Origin of the sequence: Zhengella sp., from assembly GCF_041397485.1 — a bacterium.
Classification (GTDB): domain Bacteria; phylum Pseudomonadota; class Alphaproteobacteria; order Rhizobiales; family Rhizobiaceae; genus Zhengella.
Genome location: NZ_JAWKWO010000002.1, coordinates 439,027 through 453,504, shown reverse-complemented (window position 1 = coordinate 453,504; position 14,478 = coordinate 439,027). Strand labels below are relative to the sequence as shown.

Here is a 14,478-nt window from a genome sequence, read left to right as displayed (position 1 = left end):
GTGTTGGTCAAGGAAGGGCCGGCAACCATCCGGAGGCGGATGGAGCCTGGAACGCCCCGCCGGCGGGCCGGCGGGGGGCACAGTCAGCCTGTCTGTGAGCGGGCTGGTGTATCGGCCATGTCCGGCAGGGCTTCGGCGCCCTGTTCCGCCGGTGCCTGCTGTTCCGTCGGCAAGGTCGCCGCGCCGGCGGTGTTGGCAGGCTTTTGCGGCGCACGGCGCCTGCCATGGCCGGCGCGCACCTGCACGATCCGGACGCGCTTGACGCGGCGCGGATCGGCATCGAGCACATGGAATTCGAAGCCCGGAATGGCCTGCACCACTTCGCCGCGCACGGGCACACGGCCGAGCGTGTTGAAGATCATGCCGCCGACCGTATCGACATCCTCCTCGTGCTCGCCCGCCGAGAAGCCGCTGCCGATCATGCGCGCCACCTGATCGATTTCGGCACGGGCATCCACCACGAAGACCCCGTCCTCGGTGCGCGTGACCATCGGCTCGTCGTCGTCATGCTCGTCCTCGATGTCGCCGACCACCATTTCGACGATGTCTTCCAGCGAGACCAGCCCGTCCGTGCCGCCATATTCGTCGATCACCAGCGCCATCTGGATACGCGCGGCGCGCATGCGCGCCATCAGGTCCGAGGCGAACATCGAAGGCGGCACGAAAAGCACAGGCCGGATGACCGAAAGGTCGGAGACTGGACGGGAGAGTTCCACGACCGACAGGTCGAGGTCCGCCGGGCGCTGCTGGCCGGCATCCTTGCGCGGGCGCCCGCGCCGCTTGCCGCGGGCCACCCGGGCAATGTGGTTCAGCACGTCGCGGATATGGATCATGCCGCGCGGGTCGTCGAGCGTCTCGTGATAGACCGGCAGGCGCGAATGGCCGGAATTTTCCAGCGCCACCAGCAATTCGCCCAGCGTGGTGGACAGGTCCACGGCGTCGATCTCGGCGCGCGGCACCATGACATCCTCCACCCGCAATTCGCGCAGGGTGAGAATGTTGTTCAGCATGGCGCGCTCCTCGGGCGAGAAGGCGTCCTTGTGATGGTTTTCCTCCGACAGCGCGTCGGTCAGATCCTCACGCAGGCTGGATGTGTTGCGCGCGCGCAAGACATCTGCAATCCGGCGGAGAAACGGCCGGTTGCGGGAGGAATCCGGTTGGGCACCCGGACTGGGGGGCTCCTGTTGAGAATCGGCTGTTTTCGGCGCGCCGGCCGCCGCTTGTGGGTCGTTCATCGTTCCTTTGCCGGTCCGCCTTCCCGGTCCGCATAGGGATCGGGAATGCCAAGACCCTCCAGAATGGCGGTCTCGAGACCTTCCATCAATTCGGCCTCTTCATCATCCAGGTGATCATATCCCAAAAGATGAAGAAAACCATGAATCACCAGATGCGTGAGATGGTGATCGAAAGGCTTGTTGTCCAGTGCTGCCTCGCGCTCCACGGTCTGGCGGGCGATCACGATATCGCCAAGCACCGGCGGAAAAGGATCGCCGGGCGCCAGGTCGAAGGCAGGAAAGGACAGCACGTTGGTCGGTTTGTCCTGGCCGCGCCACTCGCCATTGAGTGCGCGGATGCGGTCGTCTCCGGTGAAAACCAGGCTCAGTTCGCAGCCTGCCGCATCGCGGTCGAGACGGTTGAGCACGGCGGCGACAGCGCGGCGTGACAGGGACGCAAGCTGCTCTTCCGGCAGCCAGCCGTCTTCCTCGACCATGATATCCAGTTGCGGCGATGCGGCCGTCATGATTGCCCTCAGTCCGCTCCCCGGGGTGGCCGGACCGGTTGCTGCCCCGCGGTATCCGCATCATAGGCCTTGACGATTTCGGCGACGAGCGGATGACGGACCACGTCCTTGTCATTGAAACGCACCGTGACGATGCCAGGCACATCGGAAAGAACCCGCAGGGCTTCCACAAGCCCGGACTTGACGTTGGGCGGCAGGTCGATCTGGCTCGGGTCGCCTGTCACGATCATGCGCGCGCCCTCGCCGAGGCGGGTCAGGAACATCTTCATCTGCATGGAGGTTGTGTTCTGCGCCTCGTCCAGGATCACGGCGCAATGGGCCAGCGTGCGGCCGCGCATGAAGGCCAGCGGCGCGATCTCGATGACGCCGGCGGCCAGCGCCCGCTCCACCTTGTCGGCAGGCATCATGTCGTAGAGCGCGTCGTAAAGCGGGCGCAGATAGGGATCGACCTTTTCCTTCATGTCGCCGGGCAGGAAGCCCAGCCGCTCGCCGGCCTCCACGGCCGGACGCGACAGGATGACCCGTTCCACCTGGCCGCGCTCCAGCAGCATGGCCGCATGGGCCACCGCCAGATAGGTCTTGCCCGTGCCGGCGGGCCCGATGCCGAAGACGAGTTCGGCGCGGTCGAGCGCGCGCATGTAGGCGTCCTGGTTGGGCGTGCGGGCATGGATGGTGCGCTTGCGCGTGGATATCTGCGCGGCGGCCAGCTTGCCGCCGGTTTCCATCGTTGGCAGTTGCAGCTGATCATCGGCGGCGATGGCCATGCGGATGGCGCCATCGACATCGGAGGCTTCCACCTCCGCGCCCTTCTGCAAGAGGCCGTAGAGATAATCGAGCGCGCGGCGCGCCTGTTCGGAGGCGGACGGCTCGCCCTTGATGGAGACCTGGTTGCCCTTCGAGCGGATGTCGACGCCCAGCTTCTGCTCGACGCGGGCCAGGTTCTGGTCGAACGGGCCGTAGAGCGCGGAAGCCAGACGGTTGTTGTCAAAGGTCAGGACGATGTGCGCCATGTCGGAGGCGCCGGCGGGAATCTGCTTCAGTTCGCTTGAAGCGGTCAACGATGTCTCCTCGTCACCTGGCCCCGATCCTCGACCCGAAAAGGCTGTTGGATCCGGCCTTCGTGATTCGCACATTCACAATGTCGCCGATTTCGATGTCAGTTTCATCAAGAATCACAGGCTGGAGCCAAGGGCTGCGGCCGACCTTCTGGCCGTCATGCCGGCCCGGCTTCTCCACCAGCACATCCATGGCGCGGCCGACCAGCGACTGCGCGAAGGCGCCCTGCTGCTCCACCAGAAGCGCCTGCAAGGCCTGCAGCCGCGCATCCTTGACGCCCGCCGGCACCTGGTCCTCCAGCTCGGCGCCCGGCGTTCCCGGCCGCGGCGAATACTTGAAGGAAAAGGCCTGGGCGTAGGTCACATCGCGGATCAGGCGCATGGTGTCTTCGAAATCCGCGTCGGTCTCGCCCGGAAAGCCGACGATGAAATCGCCCGACAGCGCAATGTCGGGGCGGGCGGCGCGGATACGGTCGACCAGCCGGCGATAGTCGTCGGCGGTGTGCTTGCGGTTCATCGCCTTGAGGATGCGATCGGAGCCGGCCTGAACGGGCAGGTGCAGGTAGGGCATCAGCGCGGCCAGGTCGCGATGGGCGGCGATCAGCGCGTCATCCATGTCGCGCGGATGGCTGGTCGTGTAGCGCAGGCGCTCCAGACCGTCGATTTCGGCCAGCGCGAAAAGCAGTTGTCCCAGGCCCCATTCACGGCCATCCGGGCCTTCGCCATGCCAGGCATTGACGTTCTGTCCGAGCAGGGTGATCTCACGCACACCGGCTTCGGCCAATTGCCGGGCCTCGGCGACGATCTGCGAAACGGGCCGGGAAATCTCGGCGCCGCGCGTATAGGGCACAACGCAGAAGGTGCAGAACTTGTCGCAGCCTTCCTGCACGGTGAGAAATGCGGTGACGCCGCGCGCCTGAACGCGCCTGCGGTCGGCGGCGGGCAGGTGCTCGAACTTGTCCTCGGCGGGAAAATCCGTCTCGACCGAACGCTGGCCGGCCTTCGCCTGGCGCACGAATTCGGGAATGCGGTGATAGGTCTGCGGGCCCGCCACAAGGTCGACGGCGGGCTGGCGGCGCATGATCTCGGCGCCTTCGGCCTGTGCCACGCATCCGGTGACACCGATGAGAAGCTCCGCGCCGGCGGCCTTGCGCGCATCCTTCATCTGGCGCAGCCGGCCCAGTTCCGAATAGACCTTCTCAGCCGCCTTCTCGCGAATGTGGCAGGTGTTGAGCAGGACGAGATCGGCCTCCTCCGGGGAGGCGGCTTCGCCATAGCCTTCGGCGGCCAGGGCATCGGCCATGCGCTGGCTGTCGTAGACATTCATCTGGCAGCCGTAGGTCTTCACGAAGACCTTCTTCTGCGGGGCTGTGGCATCCGGCCGGTCAGCGGCGGCCGTTTCCTGCGTGTCGGTCGTCTGGATCGTCATACGGCCTCCTTAGTGCAAAAGGGCGGCGAAATACAGGCATTTCGGAAGGGCGCGGATCATGGACGCAACGGCAGTCCGGCGTCGCGGCGCCGCTCCACCATCATGGCGCGCACCCTCGCCTCCAGTTCCCGGGTCACGGCCTTGCGGTCGGATCCGGCGGTGAAGGCGATGGCTTCGCCGACGATGACCTCCGCATCGACACCGCCATCGCCGGCAATACGCATCAGGTGGGGCGCCAGATCCTCGTCGCCGATCCACGACAGGGCGGCCTGATCCTTGCGCCCCGCCGGCAGGCCGTGATGCCTGGCATAGACCAGCGCCACCGGCTGCACAAAGACCTCGTCCACACCGGTCCGGGCGATGGTGCGGCTTGCGGCCGACAGAAGCGCGCTCTTGAAGGGCAGAAGATAGTTGCCGTCGCCCGTCGTGCCCTCTGCGAACAGCGCCACAGGGTCGCCGCCAGCCAGCCGCAGGGCCATTTCACCAGCCTGTTCGGCGGATTTGTGGCGGCGCTCACGCTCCACGAAGATCGTGCGCGCCAGCCGGGCCAGATGCTTGACGACAGGCCAGTGCCGCATGTCCGCCTTGGCGACGAATGAAACAGGCACAGCCGAGCCGAGGACCAGGATGTCGGTCCATGACACGTGATTGGCGACAACCAGCAAGGGCCTTGCCTTCAGGAACGTGCCGCGCACGGAAACGCGAATGCCGAGAAATGGCAGCACCAGGCGGTACCAGAGCCGGGGGATGCGCTGGGCCACTGGCCAGCGGAAGGCCATGGCGGGCAATTGCACGGGCAGCAGGACGAGCGTCACCACCAGCGCGGCGAAGACCGCGGCCAGCAGGCGCGCGCGGGCGATCATCACCGGCGTGCCGGCCTCTTCTCCCGGAAAAACGCTCACCGGAAATCCACCCGCATGACGATGGCGCTGTTGCGGCGGCCGTTGCCGGCATCATAATAGGCCTTGCGTTCGCCCACCTTGCGGAAACCGAAGCGGCGATAGAGCGCGATGGCGGCAGCATTGGTCTCGTCGACTTCCAGGAACAGGCTTTCGGCGCGGTCGGCGTGAAGCTTTCGCATCACCGCATCCATCAACAGCCGGCCGAGGCCACGGCGGCGGCAGGCGCGCGAAACCGCTATGGTGAGGATCTCCGCCTCGCCGGCGGCAAGACGCGCCAGAACGAAGCCGGCCGGTTCGCGGCCGCCAGCGCCCTCGCGGCAGGCCAGGAAGCCGAAAACCGTGTCCTGCTTGAGCAATTGCAGGAATTCCCCGTCGGTCCAGGGCCGGATGAAATCCTCCTGGTGGAGGCGCGCCATGGCCTGCGCCGAGTCCGGTCCGGCCGCGACAACGACATAATTCCTCGTGAAGAAGGCGGGCCAGCCCCACATGGTCAGGCGGGCCTCCGGGGAAGGGCAAAACCTTCCTGCGGCCTTGCATCGGCGGCGCGCAGATAGAGCGGTTTCGGCTTCTCCTGCGTCGGCGGACGCGCGGCGGCCAGCGCCGCCACGACCGCGATATCGGGAGCGGCTGCGCGCGGGCCGAAGGCAAGCCCGGCTTCTCCCGACATCTCGGCAACCATGGCAGCGGCCGATCCGCACAGGGCCATGCCGGAACGCACCCGCGCGGCAGCGTCTGCGACCTTCATCGCCACGGGCGGCCCTTCGGCTTCGCCGGAAGTGCCGAAAACCTGCGCGTAGATCTCGCCACGGCGGGCATCGAGGGCCGCCAGAACCGGCCGGTCCGGCTGCGCCGCCCGCGTTTCGGCGGCCAGTGCCTCCAGGGTGGTGATGCCGGTCAGCGGCAGGTCCAGCGCCAGCGCAAGTCCGCGGGCGGCCGCGACACCGACGCGAATGCCGGTGAACGATCCCGGCCCGACGGTCACGGCAAGGCGCGTCAGGTCGGGCCACTGCGCCCCGGCTTCGGCCATGGCCTGCGCGATCACGTCCATCAACTGCTCCGCATGACCCTTGCCGATATCGAGAACCTCGGCGCCCAGAATCGCGCCCGTTTCGGCATCGGACAGGCAGGCGGCGCACAGGTTTGCGGCGGTATCGATGGCAAGCAGCGTCATGTGAAAGCCGGTAGCCCAAAGCGGGGCGCGCGGCAAGCACCACGCTGCACGCTTGCCAGCCGCGCGCTTTCCTGTATCGTCACATTCGTAAAAAACTATGTTTCATGGGAGGACAGAATGATGAAAAGAACAGCCATGCTCGGCCTTGCAACGGCGCTGGCGCTGGGCGCTTCGGCCGCAGCCTTTGCCGAAGCCGCGCGCAAGGTCGCCATCCAGGTCAATGCGAACGATCCGGCGGTGATGAACATCGCGTTGAACAATGCCAAGAACCTTCAGGCCTACTATGCGGGCAAGGGGGAAACGGTCGACGTGGAAATCGTCACCTACGGACCCGGGCTCCACATGTTCATGGCCGACAGCCCTGTGAAAGACCGCATTTCGGCCATGGCGATGGAAGCGGACGGGACGATGCATTTTTCCGCCTGTGCCAACACCATTGCCGGCATGGAGCGCAAGACGGGCACCAAGCCCTCGCTGCTTTCCGAGGCCACGGTGGTGCCCTCCGGCGTGGTCCGGCTGATGGAACTGCAGGAACAGGGCTACAGTTACATCAAGCCCTGATAGCGGCGGCGGACCTGAGCGAAAAGAGAGGGGCCGGGCGCCACGCGCCCGGCCTTGTCCGTCCGGAAATCGCAATCGCGTCACAAGATCGACATGGCGGCACCGTAGCCGCCGGTTCTACATTCAACCCGAATCATCAACGGAGCATTTCATGAGCGAAGTGGAAAACTGGACGCCGGAACAGGTGAAGACCGCGCTGGATGCCGGCGAGATCGTGCTGATCGATGTGCGCACGGCGCCGGAATTCATGATGGAGCATATCGAGGGCGCGCTCCTGATGCCCATGTCCTTCTTCACGCCGCAAAGCCTGCCGACGCAGGACGGCAAGCGCATCGTTCTGCATTGCGGCTCGGGCGTGCGCTCGGGCAAGATGTGCGAGAAGATGGGCGCGGCGGGGCTTTCGCCACTGGCCCATATGGAAGGCGGATTTGCCGCGTGGAAAGCCGCCAAACTGCCCTATATCGGCATCGAGATGTCCAGCGGCGCACCTGTCAGGGTGAACGGTTGACCGCCCTTGCGGCAACCCGCCCGTCGGCGTGGACGTTTCGCCCGCGCCGGCAGTTGACAATGGCCTTGTCGTCCGGTCTGCATGCAGCATGCGCCCAACCCGTGAACAAGACCTCGCCCATATCCTGACGCTTCTGCGCATCGTGCCTGCCGATCTGGCCACGGCCTACCAGAGCCTGCACGAGAGCGCGGGCGTCAACCGGTCGGAACTGACGGTTCTGGAGCGGCTGGCCGATGACGGGGCGGCGACCGTGCCGGATCTGGCGCGGGCGCAAGGGGTCAGCCGGCAGCATGTGCAGCAGGTCTGCAACGGGCTGGCGCAGAAGGGCCTCATCGCGTGGGGCCGCAATCCGGCGCACAAACGCTCCCGGCTCGCCGCCGTCACCAATGAGGGCTACAAGACGGTGGACCAGGCGCGCATGCGCGAAAGCCGGTTCATGATGACCCTTGCCGGGCAGTTTTCGGCCAGCGCGCTCGACATCACGCGCCGCACGCTGGAAAGCCTGCGCACGATGCTGTGACCCGCCCTGCCCGGCGTCATGCGGGAAGGGCGCGCAGAAAGCCCGCGCCCTGGCCCATCCCGTCGAACCCGCAGCGGATCACCCGGCCGCGCGGCTGGCCTTCAATTCCAGGCGGCGGCGGTGCAGCACCGGTTCGGTGTAGCCGTTTGGCTGGGCCAGACCTTCAAAGACCAGATCGCAGGCGGCCTTGAAGGCGATGCCGTCATAGCCCGGCGCCATCGGCACATAGGCGGGGTCGCCGGCATTCTGGCGATCGACGACGACCGCCATTTCCTTCATCACGTCCATCACCTGGTCCCTGGTCACCACGCCGTGATGCAGCCAGTTGGCGATATGCTGGGAGGAAATGCGCAGGGTGGCGCGGTCTTCCATCAGGCCGACATCGTTGATGTCGGGCACCTTGGAGCAGCCGACGCCCTGATCGACCCAGCGCACCACATAGCCGAGAATGCCCTGGGCATTGTTGCGCAGTTCGGCCAGCTTGTCCTCTTCCGACCAGTTCGGGCGCACGGCGACGGGCACGGACAGGATGTCGTCCAGCTTCGCGCGGCCGCGGCTTTTCAGCCTCTCCTGCACCACGGCCACATTGACCTTGTGGTAATGGGTGGCGTGCAGCGTGGCAGCGGTGGGGCTCGGCACCCATGCGGTGTTGGCGCCGGCTTTCGGATGGCCGATCTTCTGCTCCAGCATGGCGTGCATCAGGTCCGGCATGGCCCACATGCCCTTGCCGATCTGGGCGTGGCCGTTGAGCCCGCATTCCAGGCCCACATCGACATTCCAGTTCTCATAGGCCTGGATCCATGCGGCCGTCTTCATGTCGCCCTTGCGGATCATCGGGCCGGCTTCCATGGAGGTGTGCATCTCGTCGCCGGTGCGGTCGAGGAAGCCGGTATTGATGAAGACGACGCGTGATTTCGCGGCACGAATGCATTCCTTGAGATTGACCGTGGTACGGCGTTCCTCGTCCATGATGCCCATCTTCATGGTGTCTGGCGCCATGCCGACGGCCTTCTCGACGCGGCCGAACAGGTCCACCGCGAACGCCACTTCCTCCGGCCCGTGCATCTTCGGCTTGACGACATACATGGAGCCTTCGGCGCTGTTGGCGCGGCGCCCCTGCGGGCCGACATCGTGCAGGGCGATGAGGCCGGTCACGAAAGCATCCATGATGCCCTCGGGTATTTCCGAGCCGTCTTCCAGCAGGATGGCCGGGTTGGTCATCAGGTGGCCGACATTGCGGATGAGCATCAGCGAGCGGCCCTTGAGGGATGCAGGCGAGCCATCCGGTGCCGTGTAATCGACGTCCGGGTTCATGCGGCGCGTCATGGTCCTGCCGCCCTTCTCGAAGGTCTCCTCCAGGTTGCCCTGCATGAGGCCGAGCCAGTTGGAATAGACCAGAACCTTGTCTTCGGCATCGACGGCGGCGACCGAATCCTCGCAGTCCATGATGGTGGTCAGCGCCGATTCCAGCACCACGTCGGCGACATGGGCCGGATCGGTCCTGCCGATGGCATGGCCGGCATCGATGATCACGCGGGCGTGCATGCCGTTGCGCACGGTGATGACTTCGGACGGGTTGGCCGGATCGCCGACATGGCCGGCGAACTGGCCGGCAGCGGCAAGGCCGGTCGCGCCATTGGCCGTCTTGACCACAAGCCTGCCACCCTCGACGGCAAAGCCGGTGGCATCGGTCCAGCTCGCTCCATCCAGCGGCGCGCTCTCATCGAGGAAGGCCTTGGCCCAGGCGATGACCCGTGCGCCGCGCTCCGGATCATAACCGCCGGCCTGCGGCTTGTCGCCCAGCGCGTCCGTGCCATAGAGCGCGTCATAGAGCGAACCCCAGCGCGCATTGGCCGCATTCAGCGCGAAGCGGGCATTCATGATCGGCACGACGAGCTGCGGACCGGCGACCGAGGCGATCTCGGGATCGACATTGGCCGTCTCGACCTGGAAGGCCGAACCTTCGGGCAGCAGGTAGCCGATCTCGCGCAGGAAATCCTTGTAGGCTTCCATGTCGGAGGGCGCGCCGTTTTCGCGGTACCAGGCATCGAGCTTTTCCTGCAGGGCATCGCGCCTGGCCAGAAGCGCCCGGTTCTCCGGGGCGAGTTCCGCGACAGCCGCACCAAAGGCGGAGAAGAAGGCGTCCGCCTCCACACCGGTCCCAGGCATGGCCTGGTCGACAATGAAATCGTGCAGGCGCTTGTCGATCTGCAAGCCGTTGCGGGTGACGCGTTCGGTCATGGAGGCCTCCTTGATTGATCCGGCGGATGCGGCGCGCAGCCGTTGCCGTCCATGAACACGGCAGCGGCTTTTCCGTCAATCGGCGAAAGTCGAAAGCACTTTCTCTCAGAAGGAAAAAGTGCTTTTCACAACGCCATGGCTGGGCCGGCCTTCTGCAATTCAGCGTTTTGTCAGGCAGAGCCTGCAATTCTTCTGGAATGACGAGACCGACGACACCATCCCGAGACCAGGCCCCGAACGGCAAGACCGGCCGCATCGCCGTCTGGGACCCGTTTGTCCGCATCTTCCACTGGTCGCTGGTGACCGCGGTCGGAACAGCGGCGCTGACCGGCCTGTTCGCTTCGGCAACCTGGATCAATGTCCACGTCTGGGCCGGTGCGGTGATCACGGGCCTTGTCGCGATGCGGATCGTCTGGGGGTTCCTGGGTGGGCGCAACGCGCGATTCTCAGGCTTCGTGACCTCACCGGCAAAGGTCCTTGCGCACCTGGCGGCCCTGCGTGGCGGGGGCGGCGAACGCCATCTCGGCCACAATCCAGCCGGGGCGGTCATGATCGTGGCACTGATGACCATCCTCCTCGCCCTTGCCATGACGGGCCTGGCCGTGTTCGGCGGGGTTCTGAAACGTGGGCCCCTTGCCTCCGTCCTGCCGTTCGGCACAGCCTGGAGCCTGCGTGAACTTCATGAAGTGCTAGCCTATGGGCTGTTGATGCTGGTCGGCCTGCACCTGGCCGGCCTGCTGTACGAAAGTCTGCGGACGCGGGAAAACCTCGCCCGTGCCATGGTGTCCGGCAGCAAGGAAGCGCGCCCCGGCGATCACGTCGCCCCGCCGGCCAGGGCACGGCCGGTCATTGCCGGAGTGATTGCAATCGGGATGATCGGAGCGGCGGCTGCCGGCATGTCCGCGCTGTCCCGGCAGCCCGCTTTCAACATACCGACCGGTGGCCTCGACCCGGTCTATGCCGACGAATGCGGCGCCTGCCACATGGCTTACCATCCCAGCCTTCTGCCACGCCGTTCATGGCAATCGCTGCTGACCGGCCTCGCGGATCACTTCGGTGAAGATGCCAGCCTGCCGGACACGACGCTGGAAGGCATCCGCACCTACGTGATGGCGAATGCGGCGGAAGCCTTCGACACCAAGCCGGCGCACATGCTCGCCCGCGTCAACCCGGACATGCCGTTCACGCTGACCGAAACGCCGTTCTGGAAACGCGTTCACGGCGATCTTCCGGCCGCTGTCTTCGAGCGGGCGACGATCGGGGCCAAGGGAAACTGCCAGGCCTGCCACCGCGACGCGGACAGTGGCCTCTTCTACCCCGGCAACATCAACATACCGAAGGAGTGACCCGATGATGAAACTGCTTTCCCGGCCCATCGGCATCGCACTGGCGATCACGCTTTGCACCGGCACCGCCAGCCTGGCCGATCCGGCACGCGATGCCCTTCTCGCCGGCTACGAAAAGGCCGCGGGCCAACCACTTTCGGCAGACCGGGGGGAGGCCTTTTTCCGCGCCAGTCACCAAGGCGGAAAGGCTGCGACGCCAGCCTGCACGACCTGCCATACCACCGATCCGAAATCCGCGGGCAGGACGCGTGCCGGCAAGGTGATCGAACCGATGGCCGTCTCGGTCAATCCGAAGCGGTTCGTTGATCCGGCCTTCGTGGAGAAATGGTTCGGCCGCAATTGCAACTCGGTTCTTGGCCGCGACTGCACCGCCCTGGAGAAAGGCGACGTGATTACCTGGCTTTCCAGCCTCTGAATCCTGACGGGAGACAAAGACAATGACCAACACAACCATGCAAGCGCACGGACTGACAGTGCCGGAGCCGGTTTCAGGCCAGCGCAGCAACCGCCATGCTGCCGCGGCGGTTGCGGCGCTCGCGACGGCATTGGCCTGGAGCGCGCCGGCGGCGGCAGACAGCGATGAGTATTTCCGGCCCGTCACGGACGAGACCGTCAAGACCGAATGCTCCGCATGCCACATGGCTTACCCTGCCGGGATGCTGCCGGCCCGGTCCTGGCGCGCGCTGATGGGCGATCTGTCAAACCATTTTGGCGAGGATGCAAGCCTTCCCGAGGAGACCCGGGCGGCGATCGAGACATGGCTGACAGCCAATGCGGCTTCGGATGGTTCGCGGATCGGACGCTCCATGCGGGACGGCGATCCGGTGCTGAGGATCAGCGAGACGCCGTGGTGGGTGCGCGCCCACAGGGGCGAGGTCAGTCCCGCAGCCTTCGACAGCCCGAAGGTCGGCTCGAAGGCCAATTGCTCTGCCTGCCACAGGGGCGCGGAGCAAGGGTATTTCGAGGACGATTGACCCGGAGCGCCGGTCAGCCCGTCGCGAGGCGCGGACGGCCGGAGGCGGTGGCGGTCACCGTGGCCGCCACCAGGAAGCGCTGGCCGTCCAGATCGCTGGCCCTGATGTCACGGGTCACGACGGCATGGGCCTCGGCGGCGCCAGCCGACAGGGCAAGGTCAACCGCCATGGCCGCCGCCCGCTCGCCGGCATGGGCGAGCGCTTGCGACTCGGTGTCGAAATCGGCCACCTGGTCGCCCACCATCACCCTGAACCGGCCATTGTCCAGCGGCGCGACTTCCGCGCTGGCCGACAGGCGCACTTGCCCGGCCACCGCACCCACGGCGTTGGCGACGCCGGCATCGTCCGGCACGATCACGCCGGCGCCCGTGTGGTGCTCGAGGTCGGCATAGTGAAGGCCGGCGGAAGCACCCAGGCCGATCACCGGGCGGTCCAGCGCAAGGCTGGCGCGCACGAATCCCCCGGTGCCATCCAGCGCCCGCTGGGCCAGCGGATGCGCCATCATGGCGGGACCGTCGAGACCGTCCTCCACCAGCGCCGTTTCCAGAATGACCTCGGCCGACCGGCGGGTGACCGCCGCGAGCACGCGGTTTGCCATATCCTCGATCGAGGTGGCGAGCGGGCGCCCGCGGCCGTCCTTCCTGCGCATGAAGAGCGCCGTGGCCAGCCGTGCGGCATCCCGGTTCCAGTTTTCCTGCCGGCCCGCCGCATGGGCGGCATCGGAGGGCGTGAAACCGGCCACGTGGGCTAGTCCGCGCGCCACCAGGCGGGACAGCGCGCCGGCCATTGGCAGGGCCGTCAGCAGGCGGTCAAGCGGCTGCGGCTGTGCCGTCAGCAGGCCGAGGAGCTTCTGCTCGGACTTGCCCAGCCCCTCGGCCTTGCCGAGACCGGAGGCCCAGGCGAAGCGGCCTTCCTGGCGTGACGGGCGGTCGGCGGCGAGCTGGCGTTCAAGCACGGGCGCGATCTTGCCCGGGAACAGGGTCTCGGCCAGCGAGAGCGGGATCACCCGACGCGGACCGAGCAGCAGCGCCGCCTCCAGGGCGCCATCGGCCAGCGAAACCTCGGAATCGCCTCCAAGGCCGAAGGTGCGCATGGCCACGGCCTCGACCATGGTGCGCCAGCCGCCGACCATGGCGCCTTCGGGATCGAGGCGCGGCAGGCCCTTGTCGAGCACGGCGACGTCGGTCGTGGTGCCACCGATATCGGAAACGAAGGCGTCGCCAAGGCCGGTCAGCGCGCGTGCGCCGGCAAGGCTTGCCGCCGGGCCGGACAGGATGGTCTCGATGGGCCGCTGGCGGGCAAAGGCAGCGGACACCAACGCTCCGTCGCCGCGCACCACCATGAGGGGAGCCGTGATGCCCTCTTCGGCCAGGAACCGTTCCATGGCGTCGAGCAGTGCGCCGATCATCGGAACGAGACGGGCATTGAGCAAGGTTGTCAAGGCGCGGCGCGGGCCGCCGAGCTTCGAGGTGAGGTGATGCGAGCACGTGACCGGCAGGCCGGTGCGTTCGGCGATCAGCCGGGCAGCCGCCTCCTCATGGGCGGAATTGCGCACGGCGAAAAGGCCGGCCACCGCCACGCCCGCGCGGGTCACCGACCAGTCGTCCAGAGCGGCTTCCAGGGGCGCAAGTTCCAGCGGGCGCGGCCGGGCGTGAATGTCGTGGCCGCCGGGGCAGAAGACCACCGGATCGCCGCCCAGCGCGCGCGCAAGCCCGTCACGCTCCAGATCGCCGGGCTCGAAGCCGATCATGACAAGGGCCGCCGGCGCCCCCTGCCCTTCCACCAGCGCATTGGTGGCCAGCGTCGTCGACAGCGATGCCAGCGCGATGGCCCCGGGCGCGATGCCGCTGTCGGCGATCACCGCGCGCGCCGCCCCCGCTATGCCGATGGCAAGATCGTGGCGCGTGGTCAGCGCCTTGGCGCGGGCAATGACACCTGTGCCTTCACGCCAGAGAACCGCATCGGTATAGGTGCCGCCGGTATCGATACCCAGAAAGACCGGCTGGCCGGACGCGCTTGCTGTCATGGTT

15 protein-coding genes are annotated in these 14,478 nt (G+C 66.7%); 6 read left to right on the top strand and 9 right to left on the bottom strand.

Annotated features, from left to right (window positions below):
- Positions 1-83: 83 nt before the first annotated feature.
- The 7 genes from R3D65_RS08255 to tsaB form a co-directional block, all read right to left on the bottom strand.
- Positions 84-1,235: a hemolysin family protein gene (locus R3D65_RS08255; protein ID WP_371274735.1), complete on the bottom strand. Its 1,152-nt coding sequence runs from the start codon at positions 1,233-1,235 to the stop codon at positions 84-86.
- Positions 1,232-1,741, bottom strand: a complete 510-nt coding sequence (gene ybeY, locus R3D65_RS08250) for an rRNA maturation RNase YbeY (RefSeq protein WP_371274734.1) — start codon at positions 1,739-1,741, stop codon at positions 1,232-1,234. The genes R3D65_RS08255 and ybeY overlap by 4 nt, the downstream gene beginning before the upstream one ends.
- 8 nt (positions 1,742-1,749) lie before the next feature.
- A complete protein-coding gene (locus R3D65_RS08245) occupies positions 1,750-2,751 on the bottom strand; it encodes a PhoH family protein (protein WP_371275014.1) in 1,002 nt (333 codons plus the stop codon).
- 61 nt (positions 2,752-2,812) lie between these two features.
- A complete protein-coding gene (gene miaB, locus R3D65_RS08240) occupies positions 2,813-4,225 on the bottom strand; it encodes a tRNA (N6-isopentenyl adenosine(37)-C2)-methylthiotransferase MiaB (RefSeq protein ID WP_371274733.1) in 1,413 nt (470 codons plus the stop codon).
- 56 nt (positions 4,226-4,281) lie between these two features.
- Entirely contained in the window at positions 4,282-5,127 is an 846-nt protein-coding gene (locus R3D65_RS08235; RefSeq protein ID WP_371274732.1) for a lysophospholipid acyltransferase family protein, read from the bottom strand.
- Complete coding sequence (rimI, locus tag R3D65_RS08230) at positions 5,124-5,615, bottom strand: ribosomal protein S18-alanine N-acetyltransferase (protein WP_371274731.1); 492 nt, start codon at positions 5,613-5,615, stop codon at positions 5,124-5,126. The genes R3D65_RS08235 and rimI overlap by 4 nt, the downstream gene beginning before the upstream one ends.
- Positions 5,616-5,617: 2 nt before the next feature.
- A complete protein-coding gene (tsaB, locus tag R3D65_RS08225) occupies positions 5,618-6,298 on the bottom strand; it encodes a tRNA (adenosine(37)-N6)-threonylcarbamoyltransferase complex dimerization subunit type 1 TsaB (RefSeq protein ID WP_371274730.1) in 681 nt (226 codons plus the stop codon).
- Between the two features lie 117 nt (positions 6,299-6,415).
- On the opposite strand from tsaB, the gene R3D65_RS08220 reads away from it, so the two are divergent.
- The 3 genes from R3D65_RS08220 (at position 6,416) to R3D65_RS08210 (ending at position 7,887) form a co-directional block, all read left to right on the top strand.
- Positions 6,416-6,859 carry a hypothetical protein gene (locus R3D65_RS08220; protein WP_371274729.1) on the top strand — a complete coding sequence of 148 codons (444 nt, stop codon included), beginning with the start codon at positions 6,416-6,418 and terminating at the stop codon, positions 6,857-6,859.
- Between the two features lie 151 nt (positions 6,860-7,010).
- Complete coding sequence (locus tag R3D65_RS08215) at positions 7,011-7,367, top strand: rhodanese-like domain-containing protein (protein WP_371274728.1); 357 nt, start codon at positions 7,011-7,013, stop codon at positions 7,365-7,367.
- Positions 7,368-7,455: 88 nt separating this feature from the next.
- Entirely contained in the window at positions 7,456-7,887 is a 432-nt protein-coding gene (locus R3D65_RS08210) for a MarR family winged helix-turn-helix transcriptional regulator (RefSeq protein WP_371274727.1), read from the top strand.
- Positions 7,888-7,965: 78 nt separating this feature from the next.
- Here R3D65_RS08210 and R3D65_RS08205 read toward each other — a convergent pair whose 3' ends face one another.
- Positions 7,966-10,128 carry a malate synthase G gene (locus R3D65_RS08205; protein ID WP_371274726.1) on the bottom strand — a complete coding sequence of 721 codons (2,163 nt, stop codon included), beginning with the start codon at positions 10,126-10,128 and terminating at the stop codon, positions 7,966-7,968.
- Between the two features lie 197 nt (positions 10,129-10,325).
- Here R3D65_RS08205 and R3D65_RS08200 point away from each other — a divergent pair, with 197 nt between their 5' ends.
- The 3 genes from R3D65_RS08200 to R3D65_RS08190 are packed head-to-tail and all read left to right on the top strand — an operon-like array spanning position 10,326 to position 12,448.
- The gene (locus R3D65_RS08200) at positions 10,326-11,474 is read left to right on the top strand and encodes a cytochrome b/b6 domain-containing protein (protein ID WP_371274725.1); all 1,149 of its coding nucleotides are present in this window, start codon (positions 10,326-10,328) and stop codon (positions 11,472-11,474) included.
- Positions 11,475-11,478: 4 nt separating this feature from the next.
- The gene (locus tag R3D65_RS08195; protein ID WP_371274724.1) at positions 11,479-11,889 is read left to right on the top strand and encodes a DUF1924 domain-containing protein; all 411 of its coding nucleotides are present in this window, start codon (positions 11,479-11,481) and stop codon (positions 11,887-11,889) included.
- 22 nt (positions 11,890-11,911) lie between these two features.
- On the top strand, positions 11,912-12,448 hold the full coding sequence (locus tag R3D65_RS08190; protein ID WP_371274723.1) for a diheme cytochrome c: 537 nt from the start codon (positions 11,912-11,914) through the stop codon (positions 12,446-12,448).
- Between the two features lie 13 nt (positions 12,449-12,461).
- Here the strand turns inward: R3D65_RS08190 and R3D65_RS08185 are convergent, their stop codons facing one another.
- The gene (locus R3D65_RS08185; protein ID WP_371274722.1) at positions 12,462-14,474 is read right to left on the bottom strand and encodes a hydantoinase/oxoprolinase N-terminal domain-containing protein; all 2,013 of its coding nucleotides are present in this window, start codon (positions 14,472-14,474) and stop codon (positions 12,462-12,464) included.
- Positions 14,475-14,478: the final 4 nt, after the last annotated feature.

Coding starts and splice junctions, on each gene's coding strand:
- R3D65_RS08255 (WP_371274735.1), bottom strand. CDS start 1,235: ATGAACGACCCACAAGCGGCGGCCGGCGCGCCGAAAACAGCCGATTCT.
- ybeY (WP_371274734.1), bottom strand. CDS start 1,741: ATGACGGCCGCATCGCCGCAACTGGATATCATGGTCGAGGAAGACGGC.
- R3D65_RS08245 (WP_371275014.1), bottom strand. CDS start 2,751: ATGGCGCACATCGTCCTGACCTTTGACAACAACCGTCTGGCTTCCGCG.
- miaB (WP_371274733.1), bottom strand. CDS start 4,225: ATGACGATCCAGACGACCGACACGCAGGAAACGGCCGCCGCTGACCGG.
- rimI (WP_371274731.1), bottom strand. CDS start 5,615: ATGTGGGGCTGGCCCGCCTTCTTCACGAGGAATTATGTCGTTGTCGCG.
- tsaB (WP_371274730.1), bottom strand. CDS start 6,298: ATGACGCTGCTTGCCATCGATACCGCCGCAAACCTGTGCGCCGCCTGC.
- R3D65_RS08220 (WP_371274729.1), top strand. CDS start 6,416: ATGATGAAAAGAACAGCCATGCTCGGCCTTGCAACGGCGCTGGCGCTG.
- R3D65_RS08215 (WP_371274728.1), top strand. CDS start 7,011: ATGAGCGAAGTGGAAAACTGGACGCCGGAACAGGTGAAGACCGCGCTG.
- R3D65_RS08210 (WP_371274727.1), top strand. CDS start 7,456: ATGCGCCCAACCCGTGAACAAGACCTCGCCCATATCCTGACGCTTCTG.
- R3D65_RS08205 (WP_371274726.1), bottom strand. CDS start 10,128: ATGACCGAACGCGTCACCCGCAACGGCTTGCAGATCGACAAGCGCCTG.
- R3D65_RS08200 (WP_371274725.1), top strand. CDS start 10,326: ATGACGAGACCGACGACACCATCCCGAGACCAGGCCCCGAACGGCAAG.
- R3D65_RS08195 (WP_371274724.1), top strand. CDS start 11,479: ATGATGAAACTGCTTTCCCGGCCCATCGGCATCGCACTGGCGATCACG.
- R3D65_RS08190 (WP_371274723.1), top strand. CDS start 11,912: ATGACCAACACAACCATGCAAGCGCACGGACTGACAGTGCCGGAGCCG.
- R3D65_RS08185 (WP_371274722.1), bottom strand. CDS start 14,474: ATGACAGCAAGCGCGTCCGGCCAGCCGGTCTTTCTGGGTATCGATACC.